General features: G+C 70.5%; 12 protein-coding genes and 2 pseudogenes. 10 read left to right on the forward strand and 4 right to left on the reverse strand.

What is annotated here, in order from left to right:
- Positions 1-49: 49 nt before the first annotated feature.
- Together IEZ19_RS38085 and IEZ19_RS38090 are read left to right on the forward strand one after the other, a co-directional pair.
- Positions 50-562: pseudogene (locus IEZ19_RS38085) on the forward strand (amino acid ABC transporter ATP-binding protein); the annotation flags it as partial.
- Positions 562-1,011: pseudogene (locus IEZ19_RS38090) on the forward strand (ABC transporter permease subunit); the annotation flags it as partial. The pseudogenes IEZ19_RS38085 and IEZ19_RS38090, both read left to right, overlap by 1 nt.
- A 51-nt stretch (positions 1,012-1,062) precedes the next feature.
- Here the strand turns inward: IEZ19_RS38090 and IEZ19_RS38095 are convergent.
- Both IEZ19_RS38095 and IEZ19_RS38100 read right to left on the reverse strand, forming a co-directional pair.
- Positions 1,063-2,631, reverse strand: a complete 1,569-nt coding sequence (locus tag IEZ19_RS38095) for a CocE/NonD family hydrolase (protein ID WP_189315965.1) — start codon at positions 2,629-2,631, stop codon at positions 1,063-1,065.
- Between the two features lie 117 nt (positions 2,632-2,748).
- Entirely contained in the window at positions 2,749-3,507 is a 759-nt protein-coding gene (locus IEZ19_RS38100; RefSeq protein WP_189315966.1) for a hypothetical protein, read from the reverse strand.
- A 105-nt stretch (positions 3,508-3,612) separates the two neighbouring features.
- On the opposite strand from IEZ19_RS38100, the gene ggt reads away from it, so the two are divergent.
- Positions 3,613-5,412: a gamma-glutamyltransferase gene (gene ggt, locus IEZ19_RS38105; protein ID WP_189315967.1), complete on the forward strand. Its 1,800-nt coding sequence runs from the start codon at positions 3,613-3,615 to the stop codon at positions 5,410-5,412.
- A 46-nt stretch (positions 5,413-5,458) separates the two neighbouring features.
- Here the strand turns inward: ggt and IEZ19_RS38110 are convergent, their stop codons facing one another.
- Positions 5,459-8,071: an ATP-dependent Clp protease ATP-binding subunit gene (locus IEZ19_RS38110; protein WP_189315968.1), complete on the reverse strand. Its 2,613-nt coding sequence runs from the start codon at positions 8,069-8,071 to the stop codon at positions 5,459-5,461.
- 169 nt (positions 8,072-8,240) lie between these two features.
- Positions 8,241-8,981, reverse strand: coding sequence for a type I methionyl aminopeptidase (map, locus tag IEZ19_RS38115; protein ID WP_189315990.1), 741 nt, complete (start codon positions 8,979-8,981; stop codon positions 8,241-8,243).
- A 64-nt stretch (positions 8,982-9,045) separates the two neighbouring features.
- Between map and IEZ19_RS38120 the strand changes: the two genes are divergently transcribed.
- The 7 genes from IEZ19_RS38120 (at position 9,046) to IEZ19_RS38150 (ending at position 16,708) form a co-directional block, all read left to right on the forward strand.
- The gene (locus tag IEZ19_RS38120; protein WP_308429056.1) at positions 9,046-9,294 is read left to right on the forward strand and encodes a hypothetical protein; all 249 of its coding nucleotides are present in this window, start codon (positions 9,046-9,048) and stop codon (positions 9,292-9,294) included.
- A gap of 120 nt (positions 9,295-9,414) precedes the next feature.
- Complete coding sequence (locus IEZ19_RS38125) at positions 9,415-10,257, forward strand: nitrilase-related carbon-nitrogen hydrolase (protein WP_189315969.1); 843 nt, start codon at positions 9,415-9,417, stop codon at positions 10,255-10,257.
- Positions 10,254-11,537 (forward strand): aspartate aminotransferase family protein, encoded by a 1,284-nt coding sequence (locus tag IEZ19_RS38130; protein ID WP_189315970.1) that lies wholly within the window; start codon positions 10,254-10,256, stop codon positions 11,535-11,537. Before IEZ19_RS38125 ends, IEZ19_RS38130 begins: the two co-directional genes overlap by 4 nt.
- A 20-nt stretch (positions 11,538-11,557) precedes the next feature.
- Complete coding sequence (locus IEZ19_RS38135; RefSeq protein ID WP_189315971.1) at positions 11,558-13,132, forward strand: PucR family transcriptional regulator; 1,575 nt, start codon at positions 11,558-11,560, stop codon at positions 13,130-13,132.
- A gap of 155 nt (positions 13,133-13,287) precedes the next feature.
- Positions 13,288-14,130: a nitrilase-related carbon-nitrogen hydrolase gene (locus IEZ19_RS38140; RefSeq protein WP_189315972.1), complete on the forward strand. Its 843-nt coding sequence runs from the start codon at positions 13,288-13,290 to the stop codon at positions 14,128-14,130.
- Between the two features lie 143 nt (positions 14,131-14,273).
- Entirely contained in the window at positions 14,274-15,677 is a 1,404-nt protein-coding gene (gene hydA, locus IEZ19_RS38145) for a dihydropyrimidinase (RefSeq protein ID WP_189315973.1), read from the forward strand.
- Between the two features lie 11 nt (positions 15,678-15,688).
- Entirely contained in the window at positions 15,689-16,708 is a 1,020-nt protein-coding gene (locus IEZ19_RS38150) for a TIGR03842 family LLM class F420-dependent oxidoreductase (RefSeq protein ID WP_189315974.1), read from the forward strand.
- The last annotated feature ends 19 nt before the right edge of the window (positions 16,709-16,727 follow it).

Genomic DNA, 16,727 nt, shown 5'->3' on the forward strand with positions numbered 1-16,727 from the left:
GGATAGTTTGCGGCAACCACGACACAGCTGAGACCGGGTAGGGCTGCGTATGGCCGTCGATCCTCTGGTCGAGCTGGGGGACGTCAACAAGTACTTCGGCGAGCTGCATGTCCTGCGGGACGTCAACCTCACCGTCGGCAAGGGGGAGGTGGTCGTGGTCATCGGCCCGTCGGAGTCGGGGAAGTCGACGCTGTGCAGGACGATCAACCGGCTCGAGACCATCCAGTCGGGGACGATCGAACTCGACGGCCGGCCGCTGTCCCAGGAGGGCAGGGCGCTCGCGAAACTCCGCACCGAGGTCCGCATGGTCCTCCAGTCGTTCAACCTCTTCGCCCACAAGACGGTCCTGCAGAACATCTCGCTGGCCCGGGTCGAGGTCCGGAGGCGCAAGAAGGACGAGGCCGACCGGCGCTCCCGCCAACTCCTCGACCGCGTGGGCCTGTCGAGCCAGGCCGACAGGTATCCGGCCCAGCTCTCCGGCGGTCGGCAGCAGCGGGTGGCCATCGCCCGCGCCCTCGCCATGGAACCCAAGGCCCTGCTGTTCGACGAGCCGACCTCCGCGGCTCGGTGCTCGCCGAGGTGTTCCGCTCCGGTGTGAACGCCGTCGAACGCGGCCGGAAGGAGGCCGCGTTCGCGCTCGGCATGCACAAGACCCAGGTCATGGCGCACGTCCTGGTGCCCCAGGCGGTCCGGGCCATGCTGCCCGCCATCGTCAGCCAGTCGGTGGTCGCGCTGAAGGACACCTCGCTCGGCTACCTCATCACCTACGAGGAGTTCCTCCACGCCGGCAAACTCATCGCCTCGAATCTCGACTACGATTTGCCCTTCATCTCAGTGGTGATGGTGATCTCACCGATCTGCATCGGGATGTGCATGCTGCTCTCCTGGTTCGCAGGATGGGTGTCCCGGTGGGAGCGGCGCAGTCCCAAGACCGAGGCCGTGGACGTCGCCGCGGCCGATCCAGGGACGCTGCTGCCGGGCGGAGGTACCCCCACCGTCCCCAAGCCCTAGGAGGCGGGGCAGCGGCTCACGGGGCCAGGCCCGGCCGGCGGCAGCCGGAGATCACTGCTCGCGCAGCGGAACGGACACGTACGACGGGTCGTCCGCCGGCGAGGAGAAGGTCAGCTGCGCGCCGGACGGGTTGTGCTCGATGTACAAGGGGTCGACCGTGTCGACCACCAGCGCGAGCCGGTGCCCGGCCGGGACGTCGTAGGCCGTGGAGAACAGGTCCAGGTCCACGGCGAACGGCCGGCCGGGCGTCCGGCCGTGCCAGGTGTACGGAGCGTTGCTGACCAGCTTGCCGAGGCCGAGCGGGCCCACGTCGTAGAGGTACGCGACGAGGGTGCCGCTCTCGTTGGTCGGGGTGAGCGTCGTGTGCAGCGTCGCGGTGCCGCGCACCTGCTGGGCGCTGCCGTACCGCTCCGACTGCCAGACCGCGGCCCGGCGCCGGGGGAGCAGCGGGATCGAGGCGACCGGCGGGAGCTGGGCGATCTGGTCCAGGATGCTGGAGAGGAAGACGATGCCGCCGTCCGCGCCCGAGTCGACGTTCGCTTGGATGGTGGCCCGGTCGGCCAGGGCGATCTTCTTCCGGGTGGCCGCGATCGACTTCCAGTCCGGATAGCCCTCGTAGCCACCTCCCGTGCGGGACTCGATCTGGACCGGCCGCTCCCGGTCGATGCCGTTGTCGACGCCCCGGAGGCAGTGGTCGAACCAGCGCCGGGTGTCCGTCCACACGTCGTTGGGCAGCCCGAACAGGCCGGTCGCCTCGGCCGTCGCGTGGTCGCCCGGGCGCAGTTCTAGCCGCTTGGGCACGGTCAGCTTCTGGTAGAAGTCGGCGTACTGGTTCGCCGGGAAGATCGTGTCGCCCCAGGCGTTGGCGAGCAGGACGGCGGCGCCGTTCTTGTTCAGCTGGTCGAGGTAGGTCGCAGCGGAACGTTTCTTTCCCCAGGCGATCATCTCCTGTTCCTTCGACAGGTCGGAGGCGTAGAACTCGTCGAAGATCCGCCGGAGTTCGTCGCTCTCCCGGCCGGTGACGGTGCCCGCGACGTCCAGCAGGGCAGCCGCCTGGACGTGCTGGGTGCGGCCGGAGTAGATGGAGTCGATCAGGTCGGCCCAGCCGCTGAGGGAGGCGACCGCCTTGATCCGCTTGTCGTGCGCGGCGGCGAGCAGGCTGATCCCGGCGCCGTACGAGACGCCCGCCATGCCGATGTGGTCCGGGTCGGCCGGGGTGTGCGCGAGCGCCCAGTCGACGACCTTGGAGGCGTCGGCCACGTCGGGCGGGCCCGCCACTTCTATCCGGCCCTCCGACTGGTAGAAGCCGCGCACGTTGTACGTGAGCACGATGTAGCCGGCGTCGGCGAGCTGCTGGGCCTGGGCGAGGTACTCGGCCTGCGGCAGGCCCCAGCTCGTGGGCAGCACGATGAGCGGGTGGGTGTGCGAACCGTCGGCGCCCGCGGGGGTGACGACGTTCGCCCTGAGCACCGTGCCGCCGTCGCCGGTGATGTCGACGAAGCGGACGGACGGTGTGGCGGCCTCGGCGGCGGGAGCCAGGCCGACGACCGTACCGGCGATCAGGGCCGCCGACACGATACCTACGGCCGATGTGCGCAAGGTGGTGCGAACGGTCCCCATGGGGTCACTCCTGACTCGTGTCCGTGCAAAGTGACCCGACGGTAACCGTGACCTCTTACCCGAAGTAACCCGTCGGTAAGTTACGTGCCGGTAAAGATTGTTGACATGTACGCGAAACTAGGAGGCGCGGTGAGAGATGCGTGGAGCCTCCGTCTTCGGCAGGGGCGCCTGAGCGGCCCGCGTCACGTCCGCGACCACCTCGACGACGTCCGGGCCGTACGCCTTGGAGTTGACCACCTTCAGCAGCAGCACGAACGAGTTGTTGCCGTGCTTGCGGGCCAGCCGCTCGTGGTTGCGGGCGAGATAGCGGGTCGCGGCCTGGTTGGTGATCGCGCGCTGCCCGCAGAACAGGAAGACCGGGCGCGTCTCGCCCCGCTGTCCCGCGGTGAGCCGGGCGAGCAGGACGTGCTCCGTGACGCCGGGCTCCAGTCGGTAGCGCTCGCTGCCGATCTGGAACGCGCCGCGGTCCGGACCCGGTTCGGCCTCGATGTTGACGCGCACACCGGGCAGCATCGCCGACATGTGGGCCAGCATCCGCCGGTTCGAACCGGGGCCGCCGACACAGAACTCGGTGCGTTCGCCGAAGCTTTGCTGAACGTTGTCCTGTGTCACCATCTGCAGGTTCGCCCCGCAGTCCTTGATCAGCGCGGCCAGTTCCAGGAGCGCGAACACGTCGAACCGGTGGACCGCCGGCTCGGACGTGGCCGGGTCGCGGTTGACGACGAGCAGCGACTCCGAGTTCTGCGGCAATCCGAAGAACGCCTGCCTGCGGCGGAGCTTCCGCTTCCAGAGATAGGTACGGGCGAGCCAGCCCAGGCCGGCACTGATGCCGGCCGCCAGCACGCCCAGAACGATGTTGCGCACGTCGTCACTCATGGGCGCGCATGCTAGCGGGTGAAGGCAAACTCGTGTTCGAGATGGTCCTGACGGGGACATGCCGATGGATTAAGCTGCCGGGACGGTCCCTCACTGGAGGTGCGGATGCGTCGCCCTGTCGTGCGGAAACTGTCGGTCCTCGCGGTCTCTGCCGCCGTCGTGTCGGTGGGGGCGGCGGCCCCACCCGCGGCGACGAGCGAGGCGGTGCCCAAGGCCCCCGTGGCCGTCGGCTACGGCGGCGCCGTGGCCAGCGTCGACCCGGACGCCTCCGCTGCCGGCATCGAGGTTCTCAGGAAGGGCGGCAACGCCGTCGACGCCGCCGTGGCCACGGCCGCCGCCCTCGGCGTCACCGAGCCCTACTCCGCCGGCATCGGCGGGGGCGGCTACTTCGTCTACTACGACGCCAGGTCCCGTACGGTGCACACCATCGACGGCCGAGAGACCGCGCCGCTCACCGCCGGCTCCGGTCTCTTCCTCGAGGACGGCAAGCCGCTCGCCTTCGCCGACGCCGTCAGCAGCGGCCTCAGCGTGGGCACACCGGGCACGCCCGCCACCTGGCAGACGGCCCTGGACGAGTGGGGCAGCGAGAGGCTCGGCACGGTCCTGCAGCCCGCCGAGCGGATCGCCCGCGACGGCTTCACCGTCGACGACACCTTCCGCTCGCAGACCGCGTCCAACGAGACCCGGTTCCGCTACTTCCCGGACACCGCGAAGCTGTTCCTGCCCGGCGGGCAGCTCCCGGTCGTCGGCTCCTCCTTCAAGAATCCCGAACTCGCCCGCACCTACGAGGAGCTGGGCAGGAAAGGCGTCGGCGAGATATACCGAGGCGACCTCGGCAAGGACATCGTCGACACCGTCAACCAACCGCCGGTGGACCCGGGTTCGGGCTGGAACGCCCGCCCGGGCAAGCTGTCCACGAAGGATCTCGCCGCCTACGGCGCCAAGCTCCAGGCGCCCACGAAGACGTCGTACCGCGGCCTCAAGGTCTACTCGATCGCCCCCTCCTCCTCGGGCGGCACCACGGTCGGCGAGGCGCTCAACATCCTGGAGAAGACCGACCTGTCGAAGGCCTCCGAGGCGCAGTATCTGCACCACTTCGTCGAGGCGAGCCGGATCGCGTTCGCGGACCGGGGACGCTGGGTCGGCGACCCCGCCTTCGAGGACGTACCGACCAGGCAGCTGCTGTCGCAGCGGTACGCCGACTCGCGCGCCTGCCTGATCAAGGACGACGCCGTCCTCACCAGCCCGCTCGCACCCGGTGACCCGCGGCATCCGGCGGCGTGCGGTGTGGGGGGCACGGCGGCGCCGACGACGTACGAGGGCGAGAACACCACGCACCTCACGGTCGCCGACAAGTGGGGCAACGTCGTGTCCTACACGCTGACCATCGAGCAGACCGGCGGCAGCGCGATGACCGTGCCCGGCCGGGGCTTCCTCCTCAACAACGAGCTGACGGACTTCTCCTTCGCCCCCGCCAACCCGGCCGTCCACGACCCGAACCTGCCCGGCCCCGGCAAGCGTCCGCGCTCCTCCATCTCCCCGACGATCGTGCTCGACCGCCACAACAAGCCGGTGGTGGCGCTCGGTTCGCCCGGTGGCGCGACCATCATCACCACCGTGCTGCAGACCCTGACCGAGTTCGTCGACCGCGGGCTGCCGCTCGTCGACGCCATCGCCGCGCCGCGCGCCAGCCAGCGCAACGCGGCCAAGACGGAACTCGAACCCGCCCTCTACAACGGTGACTTGAGGACGCAGCTGGAAGCCATCGGCCACTCCTTCACCCTCAACCCCGAGATCGGCGCGGCGACGGGCGTCCAGCGCCTGCCGAACGGCAAGTGGCTGGCGGCGGCGGAGACGGTACGGCGCGGTGGCGGCTCGGCGCTGGTGGTGGATCCGGCGCCGTAGGAGCAGCGGCGGGCCCGGCGGCCAGGTTGCCGGGCCCGCCGCCGGGCTAGGCCGACGGGTCCGATGGTGGCGGCGGTGACTCGGGCGCCGCGCCTTCGGGTGCGGGCGGCGGCCCGTTCGTGGCGGCCGGCGCTTCGGTCTTGGTGCGGAACGCCAGGTGGCCGTCCTCGACGCCCACCGTCACCTCGTTGCCCTCCGCGATGCGGCCGTCCAGCAGCAGGCGTGAGAGCTGGTTGTCGACCTCGCGCTGGATGGTGCGGCGCAGGGGGCGGGCACCGTACTCGGGCTGGTGGCCGCGCTCGGCGAGCCAGTCGACCGCGGCGTCGGTGAAGTCGACCGCGATGCCCTGGGCTTGCAGCAGCTTGCGTGTGCGGTCGAGGAGCAGGTTCGTGATCCGGCGCAGTTGCTCCGCCGTGAGCTGCCGGAAGACCACGACCTCGTCGATGCGGTTGAGGAACTCCGGCCGGAAGTGCTCGCGCAGCGGCCGCAGGATCCGCTCCCGCCGCGCCTCCTCGTCGGCCTCCGCGCCACCCGACCCGAAGCCGATGCCCGCGCCGCGCCGGGTGATCGCCTCAGAACCCAGGTTGCTCGTCATCACGATGACCGTGTTGGTGAAGTCCACCGTGCGGCCCTGCGAGTCCGTGAGCCGCCCGTCGTCGAGGACCTGGAGCAGGATGTTGAAGACGTCCGGGTGCGCCTTCTCCACCTCGTCGAGCAGCAGCAGCGAGTACGGGTGCCGCCGCACCACCTCGGTGAGCTGACCGGCCTCCTCGTGGCCGACGTACCCCGGCGGGGCGCCCACCAGCCGGGACACCGTGTGCCGCTCCTGGTACTCGCTCATGTCCAGCCGCACCATCCGGTCCTCGCTGCCGAACAGCGCCTCCGCGAGCGCACGGGCCAGCTCCGTCTTGCCGACGCCGGTCGGGCCGAGGAACAGGAAGCTGCCGATCGGCCGGTCCGGGCTGGCGAGCCCGGCACGCGAGCGCAGCACCGCCTCCGCCACCGCGGCGACCGCCTCGTCCTGGCCGACGACGCGCTGGTGCAGATGCTCCTCGAGGCCGAGCAGCCGTTCCTTCTCCTCCTGGGTCAGCCGGCTGACCGGGATGTGCGTCAGCCGCGACACCACTTCGGCGATGGCCTCGGCCGTCACCTCCAGATGCTGCCCCTCGTCGGCCTCCTCACCGCCGGTGCTCTCCGCGATCCGGCCCTTCAGCTCGGTGATCCGGTCGCGCAGCTGCGTGGCCTGCTCGTACTGCTCGTCCGCGACCGCCTGGTCCTTGTCCCGGATCAGCTGCTCGACCTCGCGCTCCATGGCGCGTACGTCCGTGCCCTTCGTGCGGGCGCCGAGACGCACTCGCGCTCCCGCCTGGTCGATCAGGTCGATCGCCTTGTCGGGCAGGCGGCGGTCGGTGAGATAGCGGTCGGACAGCTCGACGGCGGCGACCAGCGCCTCGTCGGTGTAGCGGACCTGGTGGTGCGCCTCGTAGCGGTCGCGCAGCCCGCGCAGGATCTCGATCGTGTCGGTGACGGTCGGCTCCGGGACCAGGATCGGCTGGAACCGGCGGGCCAGCGCCGCGTCCTTCTCGATCCGGCGGAACTCCTCCAGCGTGGTCGCGCCCACGATGTGCAGCTCGCCGCGGGCCAGGGCGGGCTTGAGGATGTTGGCCGCGTCCATCGCCCCACCCTCGCCGCCGCCACCGGCGCCGACGACCGTGTGCAGCTCGTCGATGAAGATGATCAACTGGTCCGAGTGCGCGCGGATCTCCCCGACGATGTTGTTCAGCCGCTCCTCGAAGTCGCCACGGAAACGGGTGCCCGCCACCACGCCGGTCAGGTCCAGCGCCACAACCCGGCGCCCGATCAGCACGTCGGGCACGTCCCCGTCCGCGATCCGCTGGGCCAGCCCCTCCACGATCGCCGTCTTGCCGACGCCGGCGTCGCCGATCAGCACGGGGTTGTTCTTGCCGCGCCGGGAGAGCACCTCGATGGTCTGCTCGATCTCCTCGTCCCGCCCGATCACGGGGTCGATGCGGCCCTGCTGGGCCATGTCGGTCAGATCGCGGCTGTACTTGTCGAGGGTCGGGGTGGCCGTCGGCCGCTGCCGCTCGGTGCCGGTACGCGTCCGCTCCGCCTCGGGGGCCTCCGGCGGCAGACCACGGGCCGCGAAACGGGCCGCGTTGAGGATGTGCCCGGCCGCCGAGTCGGGGTTCGCCGCGAGCGCGCTGAGGACGTGTTCCGGGCCGATGTACCCGGCGCCGCTGGAACGGGCCATGTCGTGCGCGTCCAGCAGGGCGCGTTTGACCGCGGGGGTCAGGGACAGCGACGTCGGCGGCGGTGCCTCGCCCGCCGGGTGCTGGACCGGCCCGGACCGCTCGTCGATCTCCGTCGCCAGGGAGTCCGGGTCCGCCCCGGCCCGGCTGAGCAGGCTCCGGGTGGGCTCGGCGGAGAGGGCCGCGCGCAGCAGATGCTGGGTGTCCAGGTCCCGGCTGCCGTGCTCGGCGGCGTACTGGGCAGCGCCCCGCACGAGTTCCCTGGCCGGTTGGCTCAGCAGGCGGCCGATGTCGATGTGCCGGGGTCCGGGGGGCGGCTCGCCTCCGGCGCCGCCGAAGAAGCGGGCCAGGAAATCACCGAAGGGGTCGGGAGGGTAGCCGTTGGTCATGGCGTTCCGTTCCTTTGGTGCGGGTTGATAACACCTTGTCACGGTTATGTGCGACTGGCATTTCGCCGGGCTCCTATACAAGGGAGGCGCGGGGTGCGGCGGCGACGGCGGGTGCGTTGTGCCTGGTCGCCCCGCGGCGGAGCCGCATATCGACACAGCCTCGCGCCCCTCAGGTCGGCTGCCTGGCCGTGAGGATTCGGGGACCCATCTCCGTGATCGCGACTGTGTGTTCCGTGTGGGCTGCTCGGGAGCCGTCGTTCGTCCTGAGGGTCCAGCCGTCCGGGGCCGCGTGGTAGCCGTCCCTGCCGCTTGCGATCAGCATCGGCTCTATGGCCAGGACCATGCCGTGGCGCAGGGGGAGTCCTCGGCCGGGGCGGCCCTCGTTGGGGACCGCCGGGTCCTCGTGCATGTGGCGGCCCACTCCGTGGCCGCCGAAGCCGTCCGGGATCCCGTAGCCCGCCGTTCCGCACACCGTGCCGACGGCGTGGGCGATGTCGCCGATGCGGTTGCCGACCACCGCCGCCTCGATGCCGGCTGTCAGCGCGCGCTCGGCCGTCTCGATCAGGCGCACGTCCGCCGGGCGCGGCCTGCCCACGGTGAAGCTGATCGCCGAGTCGCCCACCCAGCCGTCCGGGTCGGCGCCGCAGTCGATGGAGACCAGGTCGCCGTCGCGCAGGCGGTAACGGGTGGGGATGCCGTGCACGATCGCGTCGTTCACCGAGGCGCAGACGACCGCCGGGACGGGGGTGGGCGCGAAGGAAGGGCGGTAGCCCAGGAACGGGGACTTCGCGCCCGCCTCGCGCAGCACCTCGCGCGCCACCTCGTCCAGCTCCAGCAGGGCCACGCCGACGCACGCAGCCTCCCGTACGGCCGTCAGGGCCCGGCCGACGACCTGGCCCGCCGCGTGCATCGCGTCGATCGACACATCTCCTGCGGCCGGGCGTCGCCCGCCCGCCGGGAAGATCGGCGGGGCCGTGCCGGCGCTGGATGCCGAGGGGCGCCGGCGCGAGGTGCGGGCGCTGCTGGACGCGTATGTCCGGGTCCGCACCCCGGAGGAGGCGGCCCGCAGCGTCGCCGCCGGTCCGCAGCACCTCGTGCCGCTGCTGCTGGAGGCCGCGCAGAGCGTCTCCCAGGAGCGGCACTGGGACCTGGTGCACGCTGAGGGTGGCCGGATTCGCCGCCTGACCGGAGCAGCGACTCACCCACTGGAGTGTGAAACATGATCGACTCCGCGGGTTGACGACGATGGTCTTGGCAAGCCCGTCCCCGAGGCTTACGTTCGTCCCTCTACGGCCTGTGTCTACGGGCGTAGAGGCTCTGACGTCCCGTCGAAGGAGCAGCTCATGGCCAACGTCGTACGCGCCGCTCTGGTCCAGGCCACCTGGACCGGCGACACCGAGTCCATGGTGGCGAAACACGAGGAGCACGCCCGCGAGGCGGCGAGGCAAGGGGCTCGCGTCATCGGGTTCCAGGAAGTGTTCAACGCGCCCTACTTCTGCCAGGTCCAGGAGCCGGAGCACTACCGTTGGGCCGAGCCGGTGCCCGACGGGCCGACCGTGCGCCGGATGCGAGCCCTGGCCCGCGAGACCGGCATGGTGCTCGTCGTCCCGGTCTTCGAGGTCGAGCAGTCCGGCTTCTACTACAACACTGCGGTCGTGATCGACGCCGACGGAGCCGTCCTCGGCAAGTACCGCAAGCATCACATCCCGCAGGTCAAGGGCTTCTGGGAGAAGTACTACTTCAAGCCCGGGAACGCCGGCTGGCCCGTCTTCGACACCGCCGTCGGCAGGATCGGCGTCTACATCTGCTACGACCGGCACTTCCCGGAGGGCTGGCGGCAACTCGGGCTCAACGGCGCCCAGCTGGTGTACAACCCGTCGGCCACCTCGCGCGGTCTGTCCGCCTACCTGTGGCAGCTGGAGCAGCCCGCGGCGGCCGTCGCCAACGAGTACTTCGTCGCCGCCATCAACCGGGTGGGGCAGGAGGAGTACGGGGACAACGACTTCTACGGAACGAGCTATTTCGTCGACCCGCGCGGGCAGTTCGTGGGTGAGGTCGCGAGCGACAAGAGCGAGGAACTCGTCGTCCGTGACCTGGATTTCGACCTCATCGACGAGGTGCGGCAGCAGTGGGCCTTCTACCGCGACCGCCGCCCCGACGCCTACGAAGGGCTGGTGCAGCCGTGAACGACCTGTACTCCCGCCACCGCGGTGTCCTCCCCGACTGGCTCGCCCTCTACTACGAGGACCCCCTCGAGATCACCCACGGCGAGGGCCGCCACGTCTGGGACTCCAGCGGCAACCGGTATCTGGACTTCTTCGGCGGCATCCTGACCACGATGACCGCGCACGCGCTGCCCGAGGTGACCAAGGCGGTCGCCGAGCAGGCCGGACGGATCATCCACTCGTCCACGCTCTATCTCAACCGGCCGATGGTCGAACTCGCCGAGCGCGTCGCCCAGGTGAGCGGCATCCCGGACGCCCGCGTCTTCTTCACCACCTCCGGCACCGAGGCCAACGACACCGCCCTGCTGCTCGCCACCACCCACCGGAGCAGCAACACGGTCCTGGCGATGCGCAACAGCTACCACGGCCGCTCCTTCAGCGCGGTCGGCGTCACCGGCAACCGCGGCTGGTCCCCGACGTCGCTGTCCCCGCTCCAGACGCTGTACGTCCACGGCGGCGTCCGCACCCGCGGCCCGTTCGCCGGGCTGAGCGACGGCGAGTTCATCGCGGCCTGCGTCGCGGACCTCAAGGACCTGCTCGGCCACACCCGCCCGCCCGCGGCCCTGATCGCCGAGCCCATCCAGGGCGTCGGCGGCTTCACCTCCCCGCCCGACGGCCTGTACGCCGCCTTCCGCGAGGTGCTCCAGGAGTACGGCATCCTGTGGATCGCCGACGAGGTGCAGACCGGCTGGGGCCGCACCGGCGACAACTTCTGGGGCTGGCAGGCGCACGGGCAGAACGGACCGCCGGACATCGTCACCTTCGCCAAGGGCATCGGCAACGGCATGTCCATCGGCGGTGTCGTGGCCCGCGCGGAGATCATGAACTGCCTGGACAGCAACAGCATTTCGACGTTCGGCGGCACCCAGGTCACCATGGCGGCGGGCCTGGCCAACCTGAACTACCTGCTGGAACACGACCTCCAGGGCAACGCCCGGCGCGTCGGCGGACTCCTCATCGAGCGGCTGCGCGCCGGCACCGCGAAACTCCCGGGCGTACGGGAGGTGCGCGGGCGCGGGCTGATGATCGGTGTCGAGCTGGTGAAACCGGGGACCGACGAGGCCGATCCGCAGGCCGCGTCCGCCGTCCTCGAGGCGGCCCGGGAGGGTGGGCTGCTCATCGGCAAGGGCGGCGGGCACAACACCAGCGCGCTGCGCATCGCCCCGCCGCTGTCGCTGACCGTCGCGGAGGCCGAGGAGGGCGCCGCGATCCTTGAGAACGCCCTGAGGAGCGTCCACTAGCACCCACGCGAGGGGCCGTCATGACCACCATCTTGGAAACCCCGGACACCCTGGAATCCGCCCTGTCGGTCCGTCAGGTCCTCGGTCTGGAACGGGTGCTGGCCGGGGAGCCCGAGGTGGTGGCCGGCGCCGGGCACCTCGACCGGCCGGTGCGCTGGGTGCACGTCGCCGAGGCGGCCGACGTCGGGGTGATGCTCAGCGGCGGCGAGATGGTGCTCACCACCGGGGTGCTGCTCGCCGGCGACGAGGGCAAGCAGGCCGAGTACATCCAGTCCCTGTACCGCGCCGAGGCCGCGGCCGTCGTCCTGGGCCTCGGCCGGGCCTTTCCCGCGCCGCCGGACGTGATGCGGCGGGCCGCCGAGCGGTGCGGGCTGCCCATGGTCGTCCTCCACCGTCCCTTCCCCTTCGCTGAGTTGACCGAGGAGGTGCAGTCCCGGCTCGTGCGGCGGAAGTTCGCCGCCGTCAGCCTGTCGGAGTCGGTACGCACCGCGCTCACCGCCCTCATCACCGCGGGCGCGCCGCTGCAGAGCCTCCTCGACGAGGTCGCCTCGCACAGCGCATGCCCGGTCGTCGTCACCAACCTCGCCCACCGCGTGCTGGCCACGGCGGGGGAGCGGCCGGCCGTCGACGACGTGCTGCGCGACTGGGAGCGCATCGCCCGGCAGGCCGGCGGCAACGAGGGCGACGGCTGGATCCGCGCCGAGCTCGGCGGGCGGGGTGAGCGGTGGGGGCAGATCGTGCTGTGCGGCCACCGGGGTGACATCGCGGCCGGACGGCTGCTCGCCGACCGGGCCGCCGAGGCGCTCGTCCTGCACCGCATGCTCGGCGGCGGCTCAGCCCACACCTGGGAGGAGCAGTCCGCACAGAGCCTGCTGACGGACCTGGTCTCCGGCGTCGTACCGGCACGGCAGTTGCTGCCGCGGGCACGGGCGGCCGGGCTTCCGGTCAACCGGCGCACCTTCGTACCGCTCGTCGTACGGGATGCCGACCCCACCCAACTCGACCGCGTCCTGCGCATGCTGGGCCTGCCCGGACTCGTCGCCGAGCTCGCCGACGGAGCCACCGCCGTGCTGCTCAGCCTCGCCCGCGACCAGGACGCCGAAGCGCTGGCCGCGCACTTCGCGGCACGGCTGCGGACGGCGTCAGGACAGGCCCGTACCGTCGTCGCGGCGGCCGGCCCGCGCACCGGCTGGGACGACGTGCCCACGGCCCTGCGCGAGGCCCAGCACGTCGCGGACGCCGTCGCCGACTCCTCGGCCGCCCTCGACCTCCCGGCAGTCGTCCGGCTCAAGGACGTCCATCTGCGCGGCCTGATCCGGCTGTTGCGCGACGATCCGCACGTACAGGCCTTCGCCGAGCGGGAGTTGGACGGCCTGCTGTGCGCGCCCGGCGAGGACCTGCTCTCCGTGCTGCGCACCTACCTCGCCACCGGCCGAAACAAGTCCCGCACCGCCCAGCTCCACCACGTCTCACGCCCCGCGCTCTACCGCCGGCTCGAGGCGATACAGGCGCGGCTCGGCGTGGACCTCGACGACTTCGAACAGGCGGCCTCGGTGCACATCGCGCTCCTCGCGCATGACGCGCAACAGGGGTGAAACATGCGACGACCTGGGAAAACGGCGGTGAAACATGGGCCGACGACAGCGTGACACGGTGGCACGCCCCGTGCCCGCAGACGTGACACGATGCAACTCAAAGCGGGCTTCCGGGCTTTCTAGGCTCCTCGCACACCGAGCGACCGGAGGTCCCGATGAGCAGAGTGATCCGTGCCGCCCTCTTCCAGACCGCCTGGACCGGCGACAAGGAGTCCATGATCCAGGTCCACGAGCAGGCGGCCCGCGACGCGGCCGCGCAGGGCGCCCAGGTGCTGTGCTTCCAGGAGCTGTTCTACGGGCCGTACTTCTGCCAGGTCCAGGACAAGGCGTTCTACGAGTACGCCGAGCAGATCCCCGAGGGCCCAACCGTCCAGCGCTTCCAGGCGCTCGCGAAAGAACTGGGCATCGTCCTCGTCCTGCCGATGTACGAGGAGGAACAGCCCGGCGTCCTCTACAACACCGCGGCCGTGATCGACGCGGACGGCTCCTACCTCGGCAAGTACCGCAAGACCCACATCCCGCAGGTGCAGGGCTTCTGGGAGAAGTTCTACTTCCGTCCCGGGAACAGCGGCTGGCCCGTCTTCGACACAGCGGTGGGCAGGATCGGCGTCTACATCTGCTACGACCGCCACTTCCCCGAGGGCTGGCGCGCCCTCGGCCTCGCGGGCGCCGAGATCGTCTTCAACCCGTCGGCCACCTCCCGCGGCCTCTCCGCCTACCTCTGGCAGCTGGAACAGCCGGCGGCGGCCGTGGCCAACGAGTACTTCGTCGGCGCGATCAACCGGGTGGGCGTCGAGGAGTTGGGCGACAACGACTTCTACGGGACGACGTACTTCGTCGACCCGGAGGCCCAGTTCGTCGGCGAGGTGGCGAGCGACAAGGAAACGGAACTGGTGGTCCGCGACCTGGACATGGCGAAACTGCGGGAAGTGCGGGACCGCTGGCAGTTCTACCGCGACCGCACGCCCGGAACGTATGGGCCGCTGACGGCGCCGTAAAAACCCCGGCCAACCCCCGCGCCCCGTCAGGGGCGCGGGGCTGACTCGATTTGCGGCTACCGCCGCGCGGGCGCGACAGCCACAACGAACCGCCACTCAGACCACGCACCCAGCGGAGCGCAAGCGCAGGAAAGGGGAACAAAATGACCACCAGTACCGTGATTCGCAACGGTCTGGTCATCACCGCCGCCGATGAGATCCACGCCGACGTCTTGATCGAGGACGGCCGGATCGCCGCCCTCGCGGCGACCGGCACCCCCGCCGCCGAGGCCTTCACCGCCGAGCGGGTCATCGACGCCACCGGGAAGTACGTGATCCCGGGGGGAGTCGACGCCCACACCCACATGGAGATGCCCTTCGGCGGCACCTACGCCGCCGACACCTTCGAGACCGGCACGAGGGCCGCCGCCTGGGGCGGGACGACCACGATCGTCGACTTCGCCATCCAGACGGTCGGCCACACCCTGCGCGAGGGTCTGGACGCGTGGCACGCCAAGGCCGAGGGCAACTGCGCCATCGACTACGGCTTCCACATGATCGTCTCCGACGTGAACCAGGAGACGCTCAAGGAGATGGACCTGCTGGTGGAGGAGGGCGTGACCTCCTTCAAGCAGTTCATGGCCTACCCGGGCGTCTTCTACAGCGACGACGGCCAGATCCTGCGCGCCATGCAGCGGGCCGGTGAGAACGGTGGCCTGATCATGATGCACGCCGAGAACGGCATCGCGATCGACGTACTCGTGGAGCAGGCGCTGGCGCGGGGAGAGACCGATCCCCGGTATCACGGCGAGGTCCGCAAGGCACTCCTGGAGGCCGAGGCGACCCACCGCGCCATCAAGCTCGCGCAGGTCGCGGGCGCCCCGCTGTACGTCGTCCACGTCTCGGCGACCGAGGCCGTCGCCGAACTGACCCGGGCGCGCGACGAGGGGCTGAACGTCTTCGGCGAGACCTGTCCGCAGTATCTGTTCCTGTCGACTGACAACCTCGCCGAACCCGACTTCGAGGGCGCCAAGTACGTGTGCTCGACGCCGCTGCGGCCCAAGGAGCACCAGGCCCAGCTGTGGAAGGGCCTGCGGACCAACGACCTCCAGGTCGTCTCCACCGATCACTGCCCCTTCTGCTTCGTGGGCCAGAAGGAGCTGGGCCGGGGCGACTTCTCCAAGATCCCCAACGGAATGCCCGGAGTCGAGAACCGGATGGACCTGCTCCACCAGGCCGTCGTCGACGGGCACATCTCCCGCCGCCGCTGGATCGAGATCGCCTGCGCCACCCCGGCGCGGATGTTCGGCCTGTACCCGAAGAAGGGCACCATTGCGCCGGGCGCCGACGCCGACGTCGTCATCTACGACCCGCACGCCGAGCAGGTCATGTCCGCCGAGACGCACCACATGAACGTCGACTACTCGGCGTACGAGGGCAAGCGGACCACCGGCCGGGTCGAGACGGTCCTCTCGCGCGGCGAACTCGTCATCACCGAGCGGGAGTACACCGGACACGCCGGGCACGGCGTCTACACCCCGCGCTCCACCTGCCAGTACCTCAACTAGGAGTCGCGCCAATGGACTTCGGACTCGTCCTGCAGACCGACCCGCCGGCCTCGCGTGTCATCAGCCTGATGAAGCGGGCCGAGCGCAACGGCTTCCGCTACGGCTGGACCTTCGACTCCGCCGTACTGTGGCAGGAGCCGTTCGTGATCTACAGTCAGATTCTCGCGAACACCAGCAAGCTGACGGTCGGCCCCATGGTCACCAACCCGGGCACCCGCACCTGGGAGGTGACCGCCTCCACCTTCGCCACCCTCAACGACATGTTCGGCAACCGCACCGTCTGCGGTATCGGACGCGGCGACTCTGCGATGCGTGTCGCAGGCCGCAAGCCCAACACCCTGGCCCGGATCAGCGAGGCCATGAAGGTGATCCGGGCGCTCGCGCGAGGCGAGGAGGCCGACCTCGGCGGCACGGTGATCCGTTTTCCATGGATCAGTCCCGGAGCCGAACTCCCCGTCTGGATGGCCGCGTACGGCCCCAAGGCGTTGAAGATGACCGGCGAGGAGGCCGACGGATTCATCCTCCAGCTGTCGGACCTGTACCTCACCGAGTACATGGTCAAGGCCGTGAAGGACGCGGCGGCCGCCGCCGGGCGCGACCCGTCCGAGGTCAGGGTCTGTGTCGCCGCCCCGGCGTACGTCACCGAGGACGACTCGCCCGAGTCGCTCGCCCACGCGCGCGATCAGTGTCGTTGGTTCGGCGGGATGGTCGGCAACCACGTCGCCGACCTCGTCGCCAAGTACGGCGAGCACTCCGCCGCCGTACCCGACGAACTCACCGACTACATCAAGGCCCGCGAGGGGTACGACTACTCCCACCACGGGCGCAGCGGCAACCCGGACACCCAGTTCGTGCCCGACGAGATCGTGGACCGGTTCTGCGTCATCGGGCCCGTCGAACGGCACATCGAGAAGCTGAACGCCCTGCGCGAGCTGGGCGTCGACCAGTTCGCGGTGTACGACATGCACGACGCCCAGGAAGCGGTCATCGACGCGTACGGCGCGCAGGTGATCCCCGCGGTCAACAGCTGATCCGTCCGGTCGAACGGTT

The sequence above is a fragment of the Streptomyces brasiliensis genome (assembly GCF_014647875.1).
GTDB lineage: Bacteria > Actinomycetota > Actinomycetes > Streptomycetales > Streptomycetaceae > Streptomyces > Streptomyces brasiliensis.

Coding starts and splice junctions, on each gene's coding strand:
- IEZ19_RS38150 (WP_189315974.1), top strand. CDS start 15,689: ATGGACTTCGGACTCGTCCTGCAGACCGACCCGCCGGCCTCGCGTGTC.
- IEZ19_RS38140 (WP_189315972.1), top strand. CDS start 13,288: ATGAGCAGAGTGATCCGTGCCGCCCTCTTCCAGACCGCCTGGACCGGC.
- IEZ19_RS38095 (WP_189315965.1), bottom strand. CDS start 2,631: ATGGGGACCGTTCGCACCACCTTGCGCACATCGGCCGTAGGTATCGTG.
- map (WP_189315990.1), bottom strand. CDS start 8,981: ATGCACGCGGCGGGCCAGGTCGTCGGCCGGGCCCTGACGGCCGTACGG.
- IEZ19_RS38135 (WP_189315971.1), top strand. CDS start 11,558: ATGACCACCATCTTGGAAACCCCGGACACCCTGGAATCCGCCCTGTCG.
- IEZ19_RS38100 (WP_189315966.1), bottom strand. CDS start 3,507: ATGAGTGACGACGTGCGCAACATCGTTCTGGGCGTGCTGGCGGCCGGC.
- IEZ19_RS38110 (WP_189315968.1), bottom strand. CDS start 8,071: ATGACCAACGGCTACCCTCCCGACCCCTTCGGTGATTTCCTGGCCCGC.
- ggt (WP_189315967.1), top strand. CDS start 3,613: ATGCGTCGCCCTGTCGTGCGGAAACTGTCGGTCCTCGCGGTCTCTGCC.
- IEZ19_RS38125 (WP_189315969.1), top strand. CDS start 9,415: ATGGCCAACGTCGTACGCGCCGCTCTGGTCCAGGCCACCTGGACCGGC.
- hydA (WP_189315973.1), top strand. CDS start 14,274: ATGACCACCAGTACCGTGATTCGCAACGGTCTGGTCATCACCGCCGCC.